Raw genomic sequence first — 15,886 nt, forward strand, 5'->3', positions numbered from 1 at the left:
AAAAAAACTCAAATATTTGTTTACAATTTTATATCTTCATTCACATCACACCAATCATCAACATCCACCTCAAAGCCTGCGCCACTTTCACCAGGATTATCCGGAATGTCATAATCCAAATGAATCACGAGATGTACATCTGCCAGATGGCCCGAGACCGGAACGCCGCGAATCTGTTGTGAAACATCTTGTTCCAACACATACATACCCCCGTTTCGATTCTTAAGGTACAATTTAAACACATTCGGTTGTGAGCCTTCTTGGCAATATCCGAACGTATAGAATCCCCCTTTCACCTGCTTATCGGATAACGTTCCCCCGAAAAGTAAACTTTCCGAAAGCTCCTCCGGCAAGCGATCTCCTGCCATGAGCAGCGAACTTGCCATATTCGATAGGCTAGCCCGAACGTCTGTCACCCGTGACAAATTGCGGATACCGTTTACCTCGTAGGTATATCGACACACCCGATTCTTCGGCACAATCGGAACAGAAACTTCTGTCCCTGCCGGAATTCCTTTTAATCGAACATCGGAAAGGTCATCCCCACACAACCAGGACGGGGTGGTGTACATCAAGACACCTTCCGGCGAAGAAGCCTCCCGGGTTCCGGCCGTAAAATCGGCAAACCGTTCACTATTCCACCACGCGATGCCTTCCGTATCATAGTTAAAGGATACAACCTGATAATCGTTTTCCGGTATCTCGATCACCCGATCTTTACCATCGGGAAAATCAAATGTCCAACTCTCCCCCTTTTCATCTTTCGGGAAAAATATAACCCTCATGCCGGATGGCTTTTCGTGGTTATATATTTGACTCCAATCAAACGTCACTCGCACGGAAACAAAGTGAGGGTGTGAATAACACAACTCCTTGTGCTCACAAGCGATGAATAACAAGACGCAAAGGAATGTCCATCGAATCAGTTTCATGACCGACCTCCTTTCCTCGCATTAAAATTTCCTCGCCCGATCAGCCATACCAAAGAGACCTCCAATTTGGTAGGCCCCACCCAATTCCTCATGCGTGTACTTTGCCACACATAATGATCGTCAATGGGCAAATACTCCTTGTACTTTCCTCGTAAATACCCGACGGCAAGAGTGAAGTCTAAATTCAAGCGACGTGCAACTGGTAGAGCGTACCCGTAGGAAATGCCGGCCCCATAGCTCCATTTGTCTCCCAAGTAACCTCGACCGCCTAATTCGAAATCGTACGTGACGATTTGCCCGTATACACCCGCGTGATGTCCGGTTAACGGCTTCTCTTCCGCCCGCTTGCCAAACCAACGGCGTATTTCGACATCCCCGCCATACGTGCGCCAGTAATTGTGTCTTCGATCGCTTTTCCACCACGCGTACATCCAGTTGGCACTTGCGGACCAATTTCTCCCGAGGTAAACCTCCACGCCAATATTGGGAATCAACAGCAAGTCATAAAGCACATTGGTCTTTATACCCAAAAATATCGGTTTGCGAGAAGCACTGATAGCCGGTAAACTCCGTGTTTTCAAATGTGTAGTATCAAGCATACGAACAGGAAGAATTTCATTGCTCAAGCCACGCATAGGAGCATTCGCGGAGTGCGACTTACCGACAAATTCGTACCATACGTATATTCTGGAATTACGCAAGTCGGGGAAAAACTCCCGATACATGTAATTATAAGGAACACCACCATGAAGTTGTTGCAATTCCGTGATTTTGAGAGCACCATCAGCCCCGTTGCCCGTTTCTGCAACAATCTCTCGTAGTACATCCAACGTTTCTTGACGATAGGGCATCCGGGCATCGTTCTCCGTCAATTGAAGCAATCCTTTCCAGTCGCGACCAAGAAACACGAATCGCTTTAGCGAGTCAGGGAATGCATGGTAACGCTTGATGTAAGCGAATAAATTCTCTGCTCGTTGTTCTGATAACCATCGGTTTAGTGGAATGCTTCCTTCCGGAGAGGCTCCTCCGATAATCAGAATTTTACGGATAACGAAAGATGAATCCGGTCGGTTCGTACGAATGTGGTTCAACACTTGTCCATTTTGGCGAAAATGAAGATCGATATTTGTTTTTCCTTGATGAAAATAAATAGATACGGAATCTTGTAGCTCTTGGGCAAAAACAGAAGTAATACCCAAAAACAACAAAAAGAAAAGAAGAAGTTTTCTTGAAATATTATTAACACTCGCCAATATGATCATCACCTTTTACCATTTTCGTTGCAAAAATATAATTATTTCGAACAAAATAACAACGAAACGATTCGAAAATATCTATTGGCATATAGACAAAATTTATATTCATCATAGATGCATACATAAACATTTGATTACCAACAAAATCAACCACACACTCTCTTAAAACGTTAGGAAAAATTAAATTAACAATTATATATTGTTGATAACTATTACATTAAGAACTTTCTTTTCAAAACAGCAAACGAAACAAATGGCTATTAGAGGTTTTGTCTCAATAATACTATTTAATGCTATTTTAGTATAAATTCAAAGCACATAAGAATTAGAAAAGGCTATCGTGGGGAAATAATCCGGTACTGAATCCGATTTTATACACCAAATGAAAATAAATACATGATTACATCCGAATCACTACCGTGTAAAACGCTATTAGAACGCTATTAGAACGCTATTAAAACGCTATACGGAATAGCGTTCTAATAGGGATTTATAAGCATACTACAAACTTTATATCCGGAAATGATCCACTAGTAGTCATGATTTGTTATTTATCCATTCGCTTAACACAAGCTTACTACAATCTAAACAGATACGATATACATTCAATACTCCCTAAAAAAGATTTTCCCTATTCTTGATATGACGAGTTGAATTGGGGAGTTGAATCTTCGAATCTTACATTTACGGAGTTTAAATTGGGACTCTATAAAAAATGTTGTACATTTGATGTGCTCAACATACCGAAGGCAGGGAGTCCTGCTACAATATAACAGGCATTTTTTATGCTTGTTATTTCCATACGGCGGTTCCCGTACCCCCGTAGAGAGTGTTAATGCACCTCACATGCCTTCGGGTGTTGAGCGACGGGACAGGCGGGAACCGTTTCTATTCATTCTCCTGCCAATTTAATACATTAACATCATGACCAAAGATGAAAACAGCATTCCTGTTACAAATTTCACAGGTGCTGGACAAATTGACGACCATCGAAAAGGTGAAAAACTCAAGCAGTATTATCTCGAACAAGCACATTTCTTATTTCTGCTAGATTCTGCTACCCAACAAGCAGAACAACCCACAAACCCCATATGCCCATGAAAAAGACAGAAACAAATTCCAATGAAACTTATCGTATGACTATTGGTAAAACTGAGATCTACGGTGTTAGCATCCAACAATTAACGGATCTACACGAAACGATCGGAACATTCATCCAAAGAGAAAAAGCCCCCTTCAAATACAAAACAAAAAGTTCCGATGAATATTGCATTGATATTATCAAAACTATCTCGTTAGAATCAGGAGAAGAAGATTTCTCCGTGGAATATTCCCTTGATTCCTTTGATATTGATATGGATTGCATGTCCGCAAAGCAAATGAAAAGAGCGGCAAACATGATGCTGAAGTTCCTAGAAAAATATGAAGAAGATGGGAATAAAAAGATAACATGGGATACAAATGATTATCCACCGGAAACCCTTGGAGGGATTAACTTTGAAATCCAAAAAGATAATCGTTTATCCTTATTTGAGACAACACCTTGCGTGACGAAATACATCAAACAGGGAGATTTCTACAAAGCGAAAATTACGTATGAAATTGACGTGAATGAAATGAAATCTCGGGATTTATCATTCAAAGAATTCATCGTGTTATACCGAAAATTAGGAGACTTCCTAAACAATCGGTAAAATACTAACCCTAAAAAATAAAAAGAGACTGCCTACCAGGTCTATTCTTAAACAACTACCCCCTCCAACTCCCCCTATTCTTATGATTTATGCAAATATTTCATGAATAAACAGGGGTATAAAATTGATCTTTTTTGATGACAGCAAACATTCTCGCGATCAGCTTTGCCCTGATCGCGTTAATGACCGTCATCTTGTTCTTTCCTTCCTTAACCTTTCTCTCGTAATACGCCTTTAACTCACCAGACTTCCTTCCCGTGATCGACAAGGCAGCCATGTGTAACAACGTCTTGATTTGCTTGTTCGCCCGCTGGGATACCTTGTTCCTGGAATGTTGACTGCTTCCCGAGGTGTAACGGAAAGGTGCTACCCCGGCATGACAGGCGAACTTGCGGGGATCATCGAAGCGCGTGAACGCTTCTGTCTCGATGATCAAGCAAAGGGCGACACTCGGCCCAACCCCCTCGACTGATAGCAACAACTCCCGCTGACGCCAGAGAACACGGCAGGAACGGATAATTGTCTCGACGAGTAGATCGATATCTTTGATCAATTTTTCCAGCTCTTCTATCAACCGTTCCAGTCTTTGAGCCTTCTCTTGATAGACTCGATCAAGCATGAACTCTCGTTGGTCGGAGAGTTGCCCCTTGTACTTGGCCAAGTCCGACTTGTAAAGGTCTTGCTCGTTCCTTAACTGCTTGAGGCGCTCGATCTCTTCCCGAGGACGCTGGTAATAACGAGCGTTGTCACTGAAACGAGAGGCGTAGCGAGCGATTCGGTGAGCATCGACCTTGTCATTCTTCCCACGTGAGAAGCCCGAAGAATACTTGATCTGCGCTGGATTTTCAAGCCATAAACCACAAGAGAGAGACTGGCAAGCGATTGACAGGGGGAAGGTGTACTGCCCCGTGTGCTCGGCACAGACTAGCAGGTTATCGATCGAGGTTTTAAAATCAACCAAGAACGTTTCCAGGAAACGACGTATCGACGGGATGTTATTGTTTACTACTTCTTCAAGAACTATCGTGCCGTTTAGCAACACGCAAAAATCAAGTTTCTTTTTACTAACGTCTACCCCGATAAAATAAAAGTTTTCCATATCTTTGTGTTTAGCAATTTGAAGAGGGAAAGGATATTGAACGTCACCTAAAAACCTTAACAACAAGAAAGTTAATTTCTTATACAGGTCCCCGTTCAAGAAAGCCAAGGTGTCCAAATAGGGGGATGAAGCTGTTTTCAAACACAGCTCACGGTTCACACCTCGGTTTCCTTTCTTTCAAATTAGTTCATACTTTACAAATATAAATATTACTTTTTTATTCCATTTACTTTTCATGATACAAAGCTAAGGTTACACAGGGGGAGGGTTGATTACCAAGCGGTACGCACTCCTGTGTAAAAGGGTATCGGAGGGGGTAGTTTGTTGATACAAGATAAGGCTCGTTTCCGAACTCTCACATTTCACCCTTATTCTGCCCAAAGCTGAATCAAGTTCAAAATCGTCTGTTGTGCACGTCTCATCGTGTCCAAAGAACAATATTCGAACTTACCGTGGAAGTTCATCCCCCCGGTGAATAAATTCGGGCAAGGCAATCCCATGTATGAAAGACGAGCCCCGTCGGTACCCCCGCGGATAGGACGGACAATCGGGGTTACCCCGGCCTGTTCCATCGCCTTGAATGCCTTGTCGATCACTTCCGGATGCGGTTCAACCATCTCACGCATATTGTAATATTGATCCTTCAAGGTCAACGTTAACACTCCTTCGCCATATTTCCGGGTTAAAAGTTCCACCACTTGGGTCATGAATTGCTTTTTAGCTTCAAATTTCTCCCGGATATGATCACGAATGATATAACTGATTTCTGCATTCTCCACGGAACCGTTCAATCCTACCAAATGATAGAAGCCCTCGTATCCATCGGTGTGTTCCGGACGTTCCCATGCCGGCAACAGGCTATTCACCTCGGCAGCAACCTGCAACGCATTAATCATTTTATCTTTGGCATAACCCGGGTGCACGTTTCGTCCTTGAATCGCAACCCTGGCACTGGCAGCATTGAAGTTCTCGTACTCCAACTCTCCCTCGAAACCACCATCAATGGTGTAAGCGAATTTCGCACCGAATCTCTCCACGTTGAAATAGTCGACTCCCCGGCCCACTTCCTCGTCCGGCGTGAAACCGATACGGATTTTCCCATGTTTGATTTCGGGATGTGTCATCAGATACTCGGCAGCCGTCATGATCTCGGCAACACCCGCCTTATCGTCAGCTCCCAATAACGTTGTCCCGTCGGTCGTAATCAACGTGTGTCCCTTGAATGCAGACAATTCCGGAAAATCCTTTACCGTCATCATCAAATTCTCGTTCAAACGGATATCTTTTCCGTCGTAATTCTCGATAATCTGCGGTTTGACATTCACACCACTCATATCCGGGCTCGTGTCCACGTGAGAAATAAAACCAATCACCGGGCGATTCTCGTATCCCGGAGTAGCAGGAATCGTACCCATGGCATAGCTATGCTCGTCCATCTCCACCTCGGTTAATCCAAGAGATTTCATTTCTTCTACCAAGTATTTCAGCAACACTTTTTGCTTTTCGGTAGAAGGGAAAGTCTCGCTCGTTTCGTCACTCTGCGTGTCGAAACTCACGTATTTCAAAAAACGATCTTTTAAATCCACCATTTCTATTTTAGATTTTAAATTTTAGATTTTAAATTAAAACGGCCTAATCATCATTTTAGATTGCAAATTTCAATTGCATTGTTCAATTTAAAATTTACAATCTAAAATTTAAAATTAATCTGCCAGTTTAGCTTTCATCGAATCGTAGATGAAATAAAGGATAATCAGTATATACATCACGACAGCCAACACTTCGGCACCACTCCAACTGATAAACCAGTCAGCACCACAATATTTTAAGATGGCACTAACCACACCCATTAACGCACCACCGGCAATAAATCCGGAAGCGATTAACGTACCGCGTTCACGGCGAGCTTTGTTCACATTTTCGTCTTTACTACGAGTACCCACGTACCAGCTAATCAAACCACCTATCAATAACGGGGTATTTAAATCCAACGGGATAAACATTCCCAAGGCAAAAGCCAACGCAGGAACTCCGATCATCGTCAGGATTAATGCCAATGCCGCTCCGGCAAAGTATAGTAACCAAGGAGTTGCCCCTCCTTCCATCAAAGGTTTGATCACGGCAGCCATCGCGTTTGCTTGCGGGGCTACCAATGCATTCTCACCCACGAAGCCGTAAGTCTGGTTCAACACCATCATAACACCGGCAATCGTGGCAGCAGAAACGGCCGTTCCCAAGAATTTCCATCCTTCCTGTCTGGCAGGAGTTGTACCCAACCAGTAACCGATTTTCAAGTCGGTAATGAAACCTCCAGCCATAGACAACGCGGTACAAACAACACCACCGATAATCATGGCAGCCATCATTCCGCTTGTTCCGCTCAACCCGGCACTAACCAATACCAATGAACTCAAAATCAATGTCATCAATGTCATTCCGGATACCGGATTCGAACCCACGATAGCAATAGCGTTTGCCGCCACGGTCGTAAACAAGAAGGAGATAACGAATACAATCAAAGTAGCGATGATCGTGTGAGTCAAATTACCCAACACGCCAAATTGGAAGAACACAAACGTTGCGATCAACACGGAGATAATCCCGGAAAGGATGAATTTCATGGAGATATCACGCTGTGTACGCTCCACCACGCTATTCCCTTTTTTCTTACCTCCTAATTCACTAACGGCCAAGCCTAAAGCTTGTTTGATAATACTAGAAGAACGGATAATACCGATCACACCAGCCATCGCAATACCACCGATACCGATATGGCGGGCATAATTTGAGAATATCTGTTCTGGGGTCATATCCCGCAACAATACCGTAATTCCCTCTCCGACAGCCAATGTCTGTCCATCAGCAAAATGGCTGATAAAAGGGATCAGCACGAACCAGACGGTGAAAGAACCGGCACAAATAATCGCCGCGTATTTCAAGCCGATAATATATCCCAATCCGAGTACAGCCGCCCCCGTGTTCACTTTAAACACCACTTTCATTTTGTCAGCAAGTACTTCTCCCCATCCCATGATACGGGTAGAGATTCCTTCTGCCCACCAACCGAAAGTGCTCACGCAGAAATCATACAGACCTCCGATCAGACCACTTACTGCCAGTAGTTTAGCCTGATTACCTTTCTTTTCTCCGGAAACCAGTACTTCCGTGGTTGCCGTTGCCTCCGGGAATGGATATTTTCCGTGCATGTCTTTCACGAAATATTTCCGGAAAGGAATCAATAACAAGATACCCAAAAAACCTCCGAATAGAGAAGAAAGGAATATCTGGTAAAATTGAGCCTCCAGTCCTAAAATGTAAAGAGCCGGAAGCGTAAAGATTGCCCCGGCCACGATCACACCGGAACTAGCCCCGATAGATTGGATAATCACGTTTTGTCCCAACATATTTTTCTTTCCCAACATATTGCCCACACCAACAGCAATAATAGCGATAGGAATTGCAGCCTCGAATACTTGGCCCACTTTCAGTCCAAGATAAGCTGCTGCCGCGGAAAAAATGACCGCCATGATAATACCGAATGTCACGGAATAAGGCGTAACTTCCTTGGGTTTTGCATTTGCCGGCATCATCGGCTTGTACTCCTCGCCCGGGGCGAGTTCCCGGTACGCGTTATCCGGGAGTGAATTCATTTGTTTGTTCTCTTGCTCCATTGTTTCTTTATAGTAAGTGATTTATTTTTAACAGCACCTCAAAGATAACGATTTTAGTGAAAAAATGGGATAACCAACATATTTTGTTTCATTTTCCAAAATAGATTAAAACGAGGAGACGAATAATAGAAAAGAGTTACATTTATAGATTAACAAAGGTACCCGCATAAAAAAATCGCCCGGAAATAATTCCGAGCGATCTTTTCTATTACTAATATGGAGTATTACTCGCCGTATTTCATTTCTGCACGACGTTTGTAACCTTCATAACGCCATTTAGCGTCTGACTGAGTCTTGGCAAACAATTTTTCAGCTTCCTCCGGAGCAGCTTTCAACAAGGAGTTGAAACGCACTTCACCCATCAGGTAGTCACGGAATTTGCTATAATCCGGTTCTTTAGAATCCAATTGGAACGGGTTTTTACCCTCTTCTTCCAATGCCGGGTTATAACGGTATAATTGCCAGTATCCACATTCAACAGCCTTCTTCTCTTCAGCTTGAGATTTACCCATGCTTGCTTTCAGACCGTGGTTAATACACGGAGCGTAAGCGATGATCAATGAAGGTCCGTCGTAAGCTTCAGCCTCTTTCAACGCTTTCAGGTATTGAGCCTGGTTGGATCCCATGGCGACTTGTGCTACATATACATAACCGTATGACATTGCCATTGCACCCAAATCTTTTTTGCGAACACGTTTACCGCTAGCAGCAAACTTAGCCACGGCACCAACAGGAGTTGATTTGGAAGATTGACCTCCGGTATTTGAATAAACCTCGGTATCAACTACCAACACGTTCACGTTATGACCGCTTGCTAACACGTGATCCAAACCACCGTAACCGATGTCATAAGCCCATCCGTCTCCACCGAAGATCCATTGAGATTTCTTCGTGAAGTAAGCCTTCAGTTCCAATATTTCTTTAGCGATAGCTGAATTTTCTTTAGCCAAAGCAGCAGACATGTTATCGCTAGCGACTAACGTTTTCTCTCCATCCTCGAAAGCAGCAAGCCATTCGTTAACGGCAGCCTGAGTATCAGCAGAGAAGCTTGATAAGTTCTCTTCCAATAATCTCTTAGCACGATCACGCAAACGGTTATTACCTTCTGCCATTCCAAGACCATACTCGGCGTTGTCCTCGAACAACGAGTTAGCCCAAGCCACACCGCGTCCTGACTGATAATTCTTGCAATACGGAGTTGAAGGAGCAGAACCTCCATAAATTGAGGTACATCCGGTAGCATTTGCCACCATCATTCTCTCTCCGAATAATTGAGTAATTAACTTGATATACGGTGTCTCACCACAACCGGCACAAGCTCCGGAGAACTCGAACAAAGGTTGTTGGAACTGAGAATTTTTCACGTTATTCGGCTCAACTACTTTCTTGTAGCCCACCTTTTGATCCATGTATTCGAAACGAGCGATTTCAGCTTCTTGTGATTCAAGCGGTTTCATGATCAATGCTTTTTCCTTAGCCGGACAAACATCAACACAGTTACCACATCCCGTACAATCCAACGGAGATACCTGAATCTTGAATTTCAATCCTGCAAGTTCCTTACCGATAGCTGGTTTAGCCTCCGTTCCCGCAGGAGCAGCAGCTAATTCTTCATCAGAAATCAAGAACGGACGAATAGCTGCGTGAGGACAAATGTAAGCACATTGATTACATTGAATACAGTTATTCACTTGCCATTCCGGAACACTGATCGCAATTCCGCGTTTCTCGAATCTAGAAGTTCCGGCAGGGAAAGTTCCGTCTTCACGTCCCGTAAATGCACTAACAGGAAGATCATCCCCTTTCTGGGCATTCATCACATCAACCACGTTACGGATAAATTCCGGACGGTTTTCATCACAAGTACAATTTTCATCTTTCAGATTTTTCCACTCGGCAGGAACAGAAACTTTCACCACGTTTTCAGCCAAACCACCGGCATCAACAGCAGCATAGTTCATTTTCACAACAGCCTCACCTTTCTTTCCGTATGACTTGTCGATAGCTTTTTTCATTTCGCTAACAGCCAAATCGTAAGGAATCACGTTCGTGATTTTGAAGAAAGCAGACTGCATGATCGTGTTCGTACGGTTACCCAAACCTAATTGCTGACCGATCTTCGTTCCGTTGATAATATAGAAATTAATTTCGTTTTCAGCCAAATAGCGTTTCATGGCATTCGGAAGGTGTTCTCCAATCTCTTTCTCATCCCAAAGAGAATTTAACAAGAAAGAACCACCTTTTTTCAAACCTTTCAACACGTCATACATGTGAATGTATGCAGGCACATGACAAGCCACGAAGTCAGGAGTGGTTACCAAATAGGTTGAACGGATAGGATCATCCCCGAAGCGAAGGTGAGAAGCCGTGAAACCTCCTGATTTCTTTGAGTCATAAGCGAAATAAGCTTGACAATATTTATTGGTTGCTCCACCGATAATCTTGATAGAGTTTTTATTGGCACCGACTGTACCATCAGAACCTAAACCATAGAACTTAGCCTCGTACATGTGATCGGAATTCACTTTCACCTCCGGTTCAACAGGAAGAGAACGGAATGTCACATCATCCACGATACCAATAGTAAATTGGTTTTTCGGCTCGTTCATAGCCAAATTCTTGTAAACAGCAATGATTTGTCCCGGGGTTACGTCCTTAGAACCTAATCCGTAACGTCCGCCAACGATCATCGGGGCATTCTTTTGTCCGTAGAACACGTCTTTCACGTCAAGGTACAACGGATCTCCGGTTGCTCCCGGCTCTTTCGTACGGTCAAGAACGGCAATACGTTTTACGGTAGCAGGAACTGCTTCCATGAAATATTTAGCAGAGAACGGACGATACAAATGAACGGCGATCATACCCACTTTTTCTCCCTGAGCAAGTTTATAATCGATCACCTCACGAATAGTCTCGGTCACGGACCCCATAGCAATGATGATATTCTCAGCATCTTTAGCTCCGTAATATACGAACGGACGATAAGTACGACCTGTAATCTTGGACATTTCATCCATATAGTCAGCCACGATATCAGGTACTGCATCATAGAATTTATTGGCAGCCTCTCTACCTTGGAAATAGACGTCCGGATTCTGTGCAGTTCCCTTTGTTACAGGGTTCTCAGAAGTTTGAGCCCGATCACGGAATTCCTGCAAAGCTTTCATATCAACCAATCCGCGAACGTCCTCCATGTCTAACTCTTCGATTTTCTGAATCTCGTGAGAGGTACGGAAACCATCAAAGAAATTAACGAAAGGAACTCTTGACTTAATAGCGGTCAAATGCGATACGGCAGAAAGGTCCATCACTTCTTGCACTGAACCGGAAGCCAACATGGCGAAACCGGTTTGGCGAGCAGCGTAAACGTCTGCATGATCACCGAAAATAGAAAGTGCATGAGCAGCCAAAGCACGAGCACTCACATGGAAAACGCAAGGAAGTAATTCACCTGCAATCTTATACATATTAGGAATCATTAATAATAATCCCTGAGAAGCCGTGTAAGTCGTGGTTAACGCACCAGCTTGCAAAGAACCGTGAACGGCTCCAGCAGCACCTGCTTCTGATTGCATTTCCATCACTTTTACAGTCTCCCCGAACAGGTTCTTTCTACCTTTAGCAGCCCATTCGTCTACATACTCTGCCATCGGAGATGACGGAGTAATAGGATAGATACACGAAACCTCGCTGAACATATAAGCTACATGAGCAGCAGCCGCGTTACCATCACATGTGATAAATTTCTTTTCTTTTGCCATTTTTTTAAACATTAACTAACAATAGTTGATCACTCTATTTAAGATTTTTATTTCTTTCAATACACAAAACCGGCAAGCCACAAGGGTATAACATTCTTTTTACCTCGTTCGATCATGTCGGTCATCAGAATTACCGAATCCCGGACTCGCCCTTTATCTCCTTGTTGCCGCACGGAAACCTCGTATTTCTGGTTCACGAACAAATCTTCATTCCCCGAAAAATTCAATTTCGCCACGGCACATAACTGACTTATTAAAAATGTTTTTCGAACCATTAGAGAATCCGTCTGATCCAAACAGACGGCATTCAACAAATTCGGATTATGCAAAAACACTTGATTCGGTTTTAACCCGTTCTCGTCATCACTCTCCCGGTCAAACAACAACGTCAACAACCTGGCATTCTTCATGTAATGCAGGTAGTTCAACACCGTTGCCCGGGACACACCGATCTGTGCACTCAACTTACTGATATTAATATTACTATTACCGTTTGCCACGATAAAAAGTAATTGCTTTAGTTTCGTCAAGTATTTCAGTTCGATTTGATTATTGTACGGGATATCAAACTCCAATGTTAAATTGATATTTTTCAATAAATAATCGATATGCGATTTTTCCTCTAAATATATGGGATAATAACCATATTTTAAATAGTTATTGAAAAAAGCTAATGGACGTACTTTTTCGAGGATATCATTCACGATCTCCTCGTGATGTTCGACGATCTCCTCGAAAGAATAAACAGGGAATTTATACCCTGTTTCTAACTCCAGAAACTCCCGGAATGACAAGCCACTCAAATTATACATCTCCACGATCCCATGTAGATATTTGTTTGATTTGACCCGCAAAATAGAAGATGCCGTGAAAACGATTTGCAGATCCGGAAAACGATCGTAGGCATCCCGTAATTCCCGATCCCAGTTTGGATACTTATGTATCTGATCCAACAACAAGACTTTCCCTCCCAACTTGTAGAAACGTTCCACGAAATTAAACAATCCTTCCATCGCAAAGAACAAGTTATTGATGTTCACGTAAAGACAAGAGGGATCATCCTTATAATGATCCTTACAAAAGTCGAGCAGAAAATTTGTCTTCCCCACACCACGACTTCCTTTTATCGCGATCAACCGGGCACGAGAATCTATCGTATCCAATAAACCGCGACGGATGGCCGACATCCTTTCTTTCATCAAGATTTTATGTGTGTTACGTAAACTCTCCATTTTTTATTCTTTGCAATGCAAAGGTAATAAAAAAAGCATCGTTTTGTAATCCACATGTTGCAAAACATACATTTCATACCTACCAATAAACTTGCATTTACATATAACCCGCTACACCATTGCGATATAAGCACGTACTTAAAATGATTCTATATTGGAGATACAAAAAAACGGGCCCACTTGGAACCCGCTTTTCCATATAAAAGCATACAATATTATTTATCATTCATCGAGATCAGGAATTCCTCGTTAGATTTTGTCTTTTCCAACCGATCTTTCACGAACTGCATTGCCTCCACGGAATTCATGTCCGTCAAATAGTTACGCAAGATCCAAATACGATTCAAGGTGTAGTCCTCTAACAACAGGTCGTCACGACGCGTACTTGAAGCCGTAATATCCACAGCCGGATAAATACGACGATTGGATAATTTGCGATCCAATTGCAATTCCATATTTCCAGTTCCCTTGAATTCCTCGAAAATCACATCGTCCATCTTTGACCCGGTTTCCGTCAAAGCTGTTGCCAGTATCGTCAATGAACCACCGTTTTCGATATTACGGGCTGCTCCAAAGAATCGTTTCGGCTTGTGCAATGCATTTGCATCCACACCACCCGAAAGTACTTTTCCCGATGCAGGTGATACCGTATTATAAGCACGTGCCAAACGAGTGATTGAATCCAACAGGATCACCACGTCGTGCCCACACTCTACCATACGTTTAGCTTTTTCCAGCACGATATTAGCCACCTTCACGTGACGCTCTGCCGGCTCATCGAAAGTAGAAGCAATCACCTCTGCATTCACACTACGAGCCATATCGGTCACCTCTTCCGGACGCTCGTCAATCAACAGAATAATCAGGTAAACCTCAGGATGATTAGCTGAAATAGCATTAGCAATTTCTTTCAGCAACATGGTTTTACCCGTTTTCGGTTGTGCCACGATCAAACCCCGCTGTCCTTTACCGATCGGGGCAAACATATCCACCACCCGGGTAGAAATGGTAGCCCGTCCATTCCCGGTAAGATTGAACTTCTCATTCGGGAAAAGTGGGGTCAGATGATCAAATGGGATACGGTCACGCACCGCTTCCGGTGACTTCCCATTAATCTTAGAAACCTTAATCAACGGGAAATATTTCTCTCCTTCTTTCGGTGGACGTACGGTTCCTTCTACCGTGTCACCCGTTGACAATCCGAATAACTTGATCTGACTTTGAGACACGTAAATATCATCCGGAGAATTCAAGTAATTATAATCAGAAGATCGCAAGAATCCATATCCGTCAGGCATGATTTCCAACACACCCGAGTTTAAAATAATTCCTTCGAACTCGTAATATTTATCACGTTTATCAAAACGCATCTTATTAGGACTCTCTCTTCTTTCTTCCAACTCAGAAGGTACGTTTTCATAATTATCATTTTCAATCTCGTCCTTAGCAACGACTTCACCCTCTACATCTTCGAAAGCTTCCTCTTCTACATCTTGACGGATCGTTTCCTCGTCTCTTTCAACACGTCTATTTCGCTTTACAAATTTAGGACGGTTTGTTTTCTCTACCGGTTGTTCTTCTTTATTAGCCTCTTCAGCTACTTTTTCCTCTTTTACGTTCTCTCTTACCTCTTCACTTTTAACAACCTTCGAAGCTAAGGGTTTCCGGCCACGCTTATCAAAGAATTTGCGTTCTTGTTTTTGTCCGGTTTGCTCGTACTTAGGCCTTTCAGAAGCTTCATTTTGAACCTCTGACTCCCGGGATTCAGAAACGACCTCGCTTTTTTTCTCCACGACAATACCGTTTTCCGTACGACTGAGAACTAGATCCTTATCCAAAATATCACTATGTACAACATTGATTGGCTGTAGTTCATTTACAGGCAATTCTGCATCTTTCTTTTCGGGAGTTTCTTTAACGGTCTCATTTGGGACATTCTCCTGTTTGGCGTCAGTCGTCTTGTCTTTATTCCGATTAAACTTGGCTAATCCACCTTTCGAATCTCCTACTTTTTCAGCACCACCTCTCATCACTCTCACGCGAGGTTTCTTCTCCTTCGGTTCAACGGGAGTCGTCTCCTCGGTAGCAATCATGGCTTGCTGATCTAAAATCTTGTATATTAATTCTTTCTTTTTAAAGGATTCAACCCTTTTAACATTCAGTTCTTTTGCAATTTGGCGCAAATCTGAAAGTAACTTTTCATTCAGTTCTAAAATATCGTACATATAGTCACGTTATATT

The 15,886-nt window shown here is 43.0% G+C and carries 10 protein-coding genes; 2 read left to right on the top strand and 8 right to left on the bottom strand.

Annotation, left to right across the window (positions count from 1 at the left end; translation table 11 throughout):
• Positions 1-20: 20 nt before the first annotated feature.
• Both D8S85_RS08220 and D8S85_RS08225 read right to left on the bottom strand, forming a co-directional pair.
• Positions 21-932 carry a DUF5119 domain-containing protein gene (locus D8S85_RS08220; protein WP_106480278.1) on the bottom strand — a complete coding sequence of 304 codons (912 nt, stop codon included), beginning with the start codon at positions 930-932 and terminating at the stop codon, positions 21-23.
• The gene (locus tag D8S85_RS08225; protein WP_106480279.1) at positions 929-2,194 is read right to left on the bottom strand and encodes a DUF3575 domain-containing protein; all 1,266 of its coding nucleotides are present in this window, start codon (positions 2,192-2,194) and stop codon (positions 929-931) included. Before D8S85_RS08225 ends, D8S85_RS08220 begins: the two co-directional genes overlap by 4 nt.
• A gap of 918 nt (positions 2,195-3,112) precedes the next feature.
• Between D8S85_RS08225 and D8S85_RS21475 the strand changes: the two genes are divergently transcribed.
• Both D8S85_RS21475 and D8S85_RS08230 read left to right on the top strand, forming a co-directional pair.
• Positions 3,113-3,289 carry a hypothetical protein gene (locus tag D8S85_RS21475; RefSeq protein ID WP_172726487.1) on the top strand — a complete coding sequence of 59 codons (177 nt, stop codon included), beginning with the start codon at positions 3,113-3,115 and terminating at the stop codon, positions 3,287-3,289.
• Entirely contained in the window at positions 3,286-3,882 is a 597-nt protein-coding gene (locus D8S85_RS08230) for a hypothetical protein (protein WP_106480280.1), read from the top strand. Before D8S85_RS21475 ends, D8S85_RS08230 begins: the two co-directional genes overlap by 4 nt.
• A 100-nt stretch (positions 3,883-3,982) precedes the next feature.
• Here the strand turns inward: D8S85_RS08230 and D8S85_RS08235 are convergent, their stop codons facing one another.
• The 6 genes from D8S85_RS08235 to rho form a co-directional block, all read right to left on the bottom strand.
• Positions 3,983-4,981 carry an IS110 family RNA-guided transposase gene (locus D8S85_RS08235; RefSeq protein ID WP_106625029.1) on the bottom strand — a complete coding sequence of 333 codons (999 nt, stop codon included), beginning with the start codon at positions 4,979-4,981 and terminating at the stop codon, positions 3,983-3,985.
• 368 nt (positions 4,982-5,349) lie between these two features.
• Positions 5,350-6,567, bottom strand: a complete 1,218-nt coding sequence (pepT, locus tag D8S85_RS08240) for a peptidase T (protein WP_106625030.1) — start codon at positions 6,565-6,567, stop codon at positions 5,350-5,352.
• Positions 6,568-6,684: 117 nt separating this feature from the next.
• Positions 6,685-8,652, bottom strand: a complete 1,968-nt coding sequence (locus D8S85_RS08245) for an OPT family oligopeptide transporter (RefSeq protein ID WP_106480281.1) — start codon at positions 8,650-8,652, stop codon at positions 6,685-6,687.
• Between the two features lie 224 nt (positions 8,653-8,876).
• On the bottom strand, positions 8,877-12,413 hold the full coding sequence (nifJ, locus tag D8S85_RS08250) for a pyruvate:ferredoxin (flavodoxin) oxidoreductase (protein WP_106625031.1): 3,537 nt from the start codon (positions 12,411-12,413) through the stop codon (positions 8,877-8,879).
• Between the two features lie 56 nt (positions 12,414-12,469).
• The gene (locus tag D8S85_RS08255; RefSeq protein ID WP_228423351.1) at positions 12,470-13,612 is read right to left on the bottom strand and encodes an AAA family ATPase; all 1,143 of its coding nucleotides are present in this window, start codon (positions 13,610-13,612) and stop codon (positions 12,470-12,472) included.
• A gap of 248 nt (positions 13,613-13,860) precedes the next feature.
• The gene (rho, locus tag D8S85_RS08260; RefSeq protein ID WP_106480283.1) at positions 13,861-15,870 is read right to left on the bottom strand and encodes a transcription termination factor Rho; all 2,010 of its coding nucleotides are present in this window, start codon (positions 15,868-15,870) and stop codon (positions 13,861-13,863) included.
• Positions 15,871-15,886 lie beyond the last annotated feature (16 nt).

It is taken from the genome of Butyricimonas faecalis (genome assembly GCF_003991565.1).
Classification (GTDB): Bacteria; Bacteroidota; Bacteroidia; order Bacteroidales; family Marinifilaceae; genus Butyricimonas; species Butyricimonas faecalis.

Bases quoted from the DNA above. Each gene is read 5' to 3' on its own strand.
- D8S85_RS08220 (WP_106480278.1), bottom strand. From the start codon at position 932: ATGAAACTGATTCGATGGACATTCCTTTGCGTCTTGTTATTCATCGCT.
- D8S85_RS08225 (WP_106480279.1), bottom strand. From the start codon at position 2,194: ATGATCATATTGGCGAGTGTTAATAATATTTCAAGAAAACTTCTTCTT.
- D8S85_RS21475 (WP_172726487.1), top strand. From the start codon at position 3,113: ATGACCAAAGATGAAAACAGCATTCCTGTTACAAATTTCACAGGTGCT.
- D8S85_RS08230 (WP_106480280.1), top strand. From the start codon at position 3,286: ATGAAAAAGACAGAAACAAATTCCAATGAAACTTATCGTATGACTATT.
- D8S85_RS08235 (WP_106625029.1), bottom strand. From the start codon at position 4,981: ATGGAAAACTTTTATTTTATCGGGGTAGACGTTAGTAAAAAGAAACTT.
- D8S85_RS08245 (WP_106480281.1), bottom strand. From the start codon at position 8,652: ATGGAGCAAGAGAACAAACAAATGAATTCACTCCCGGATAACGCGTAC.
- nifJ (WP_106625031.1), bottom strand. From the start codon at position 12,413: ATGGCAAAAGAAAAGAAATTTATCACATGTGATGGTAACGCGGCTGCT.
- D8S85_RS08255 (WP_228423351.1), bottom strand. From the start codon at position 13,612: ATGAAAGAAAGGATGTCGGCCATCCGTCGCGGTTTATTGGATACGATA.
- rho (WP_106480283.1), bottom strand. From the start codon at position 15,870: ATGTACGATATTTTAGAACTGAATGAAAAGTTACTTTCAGATTTGCGC.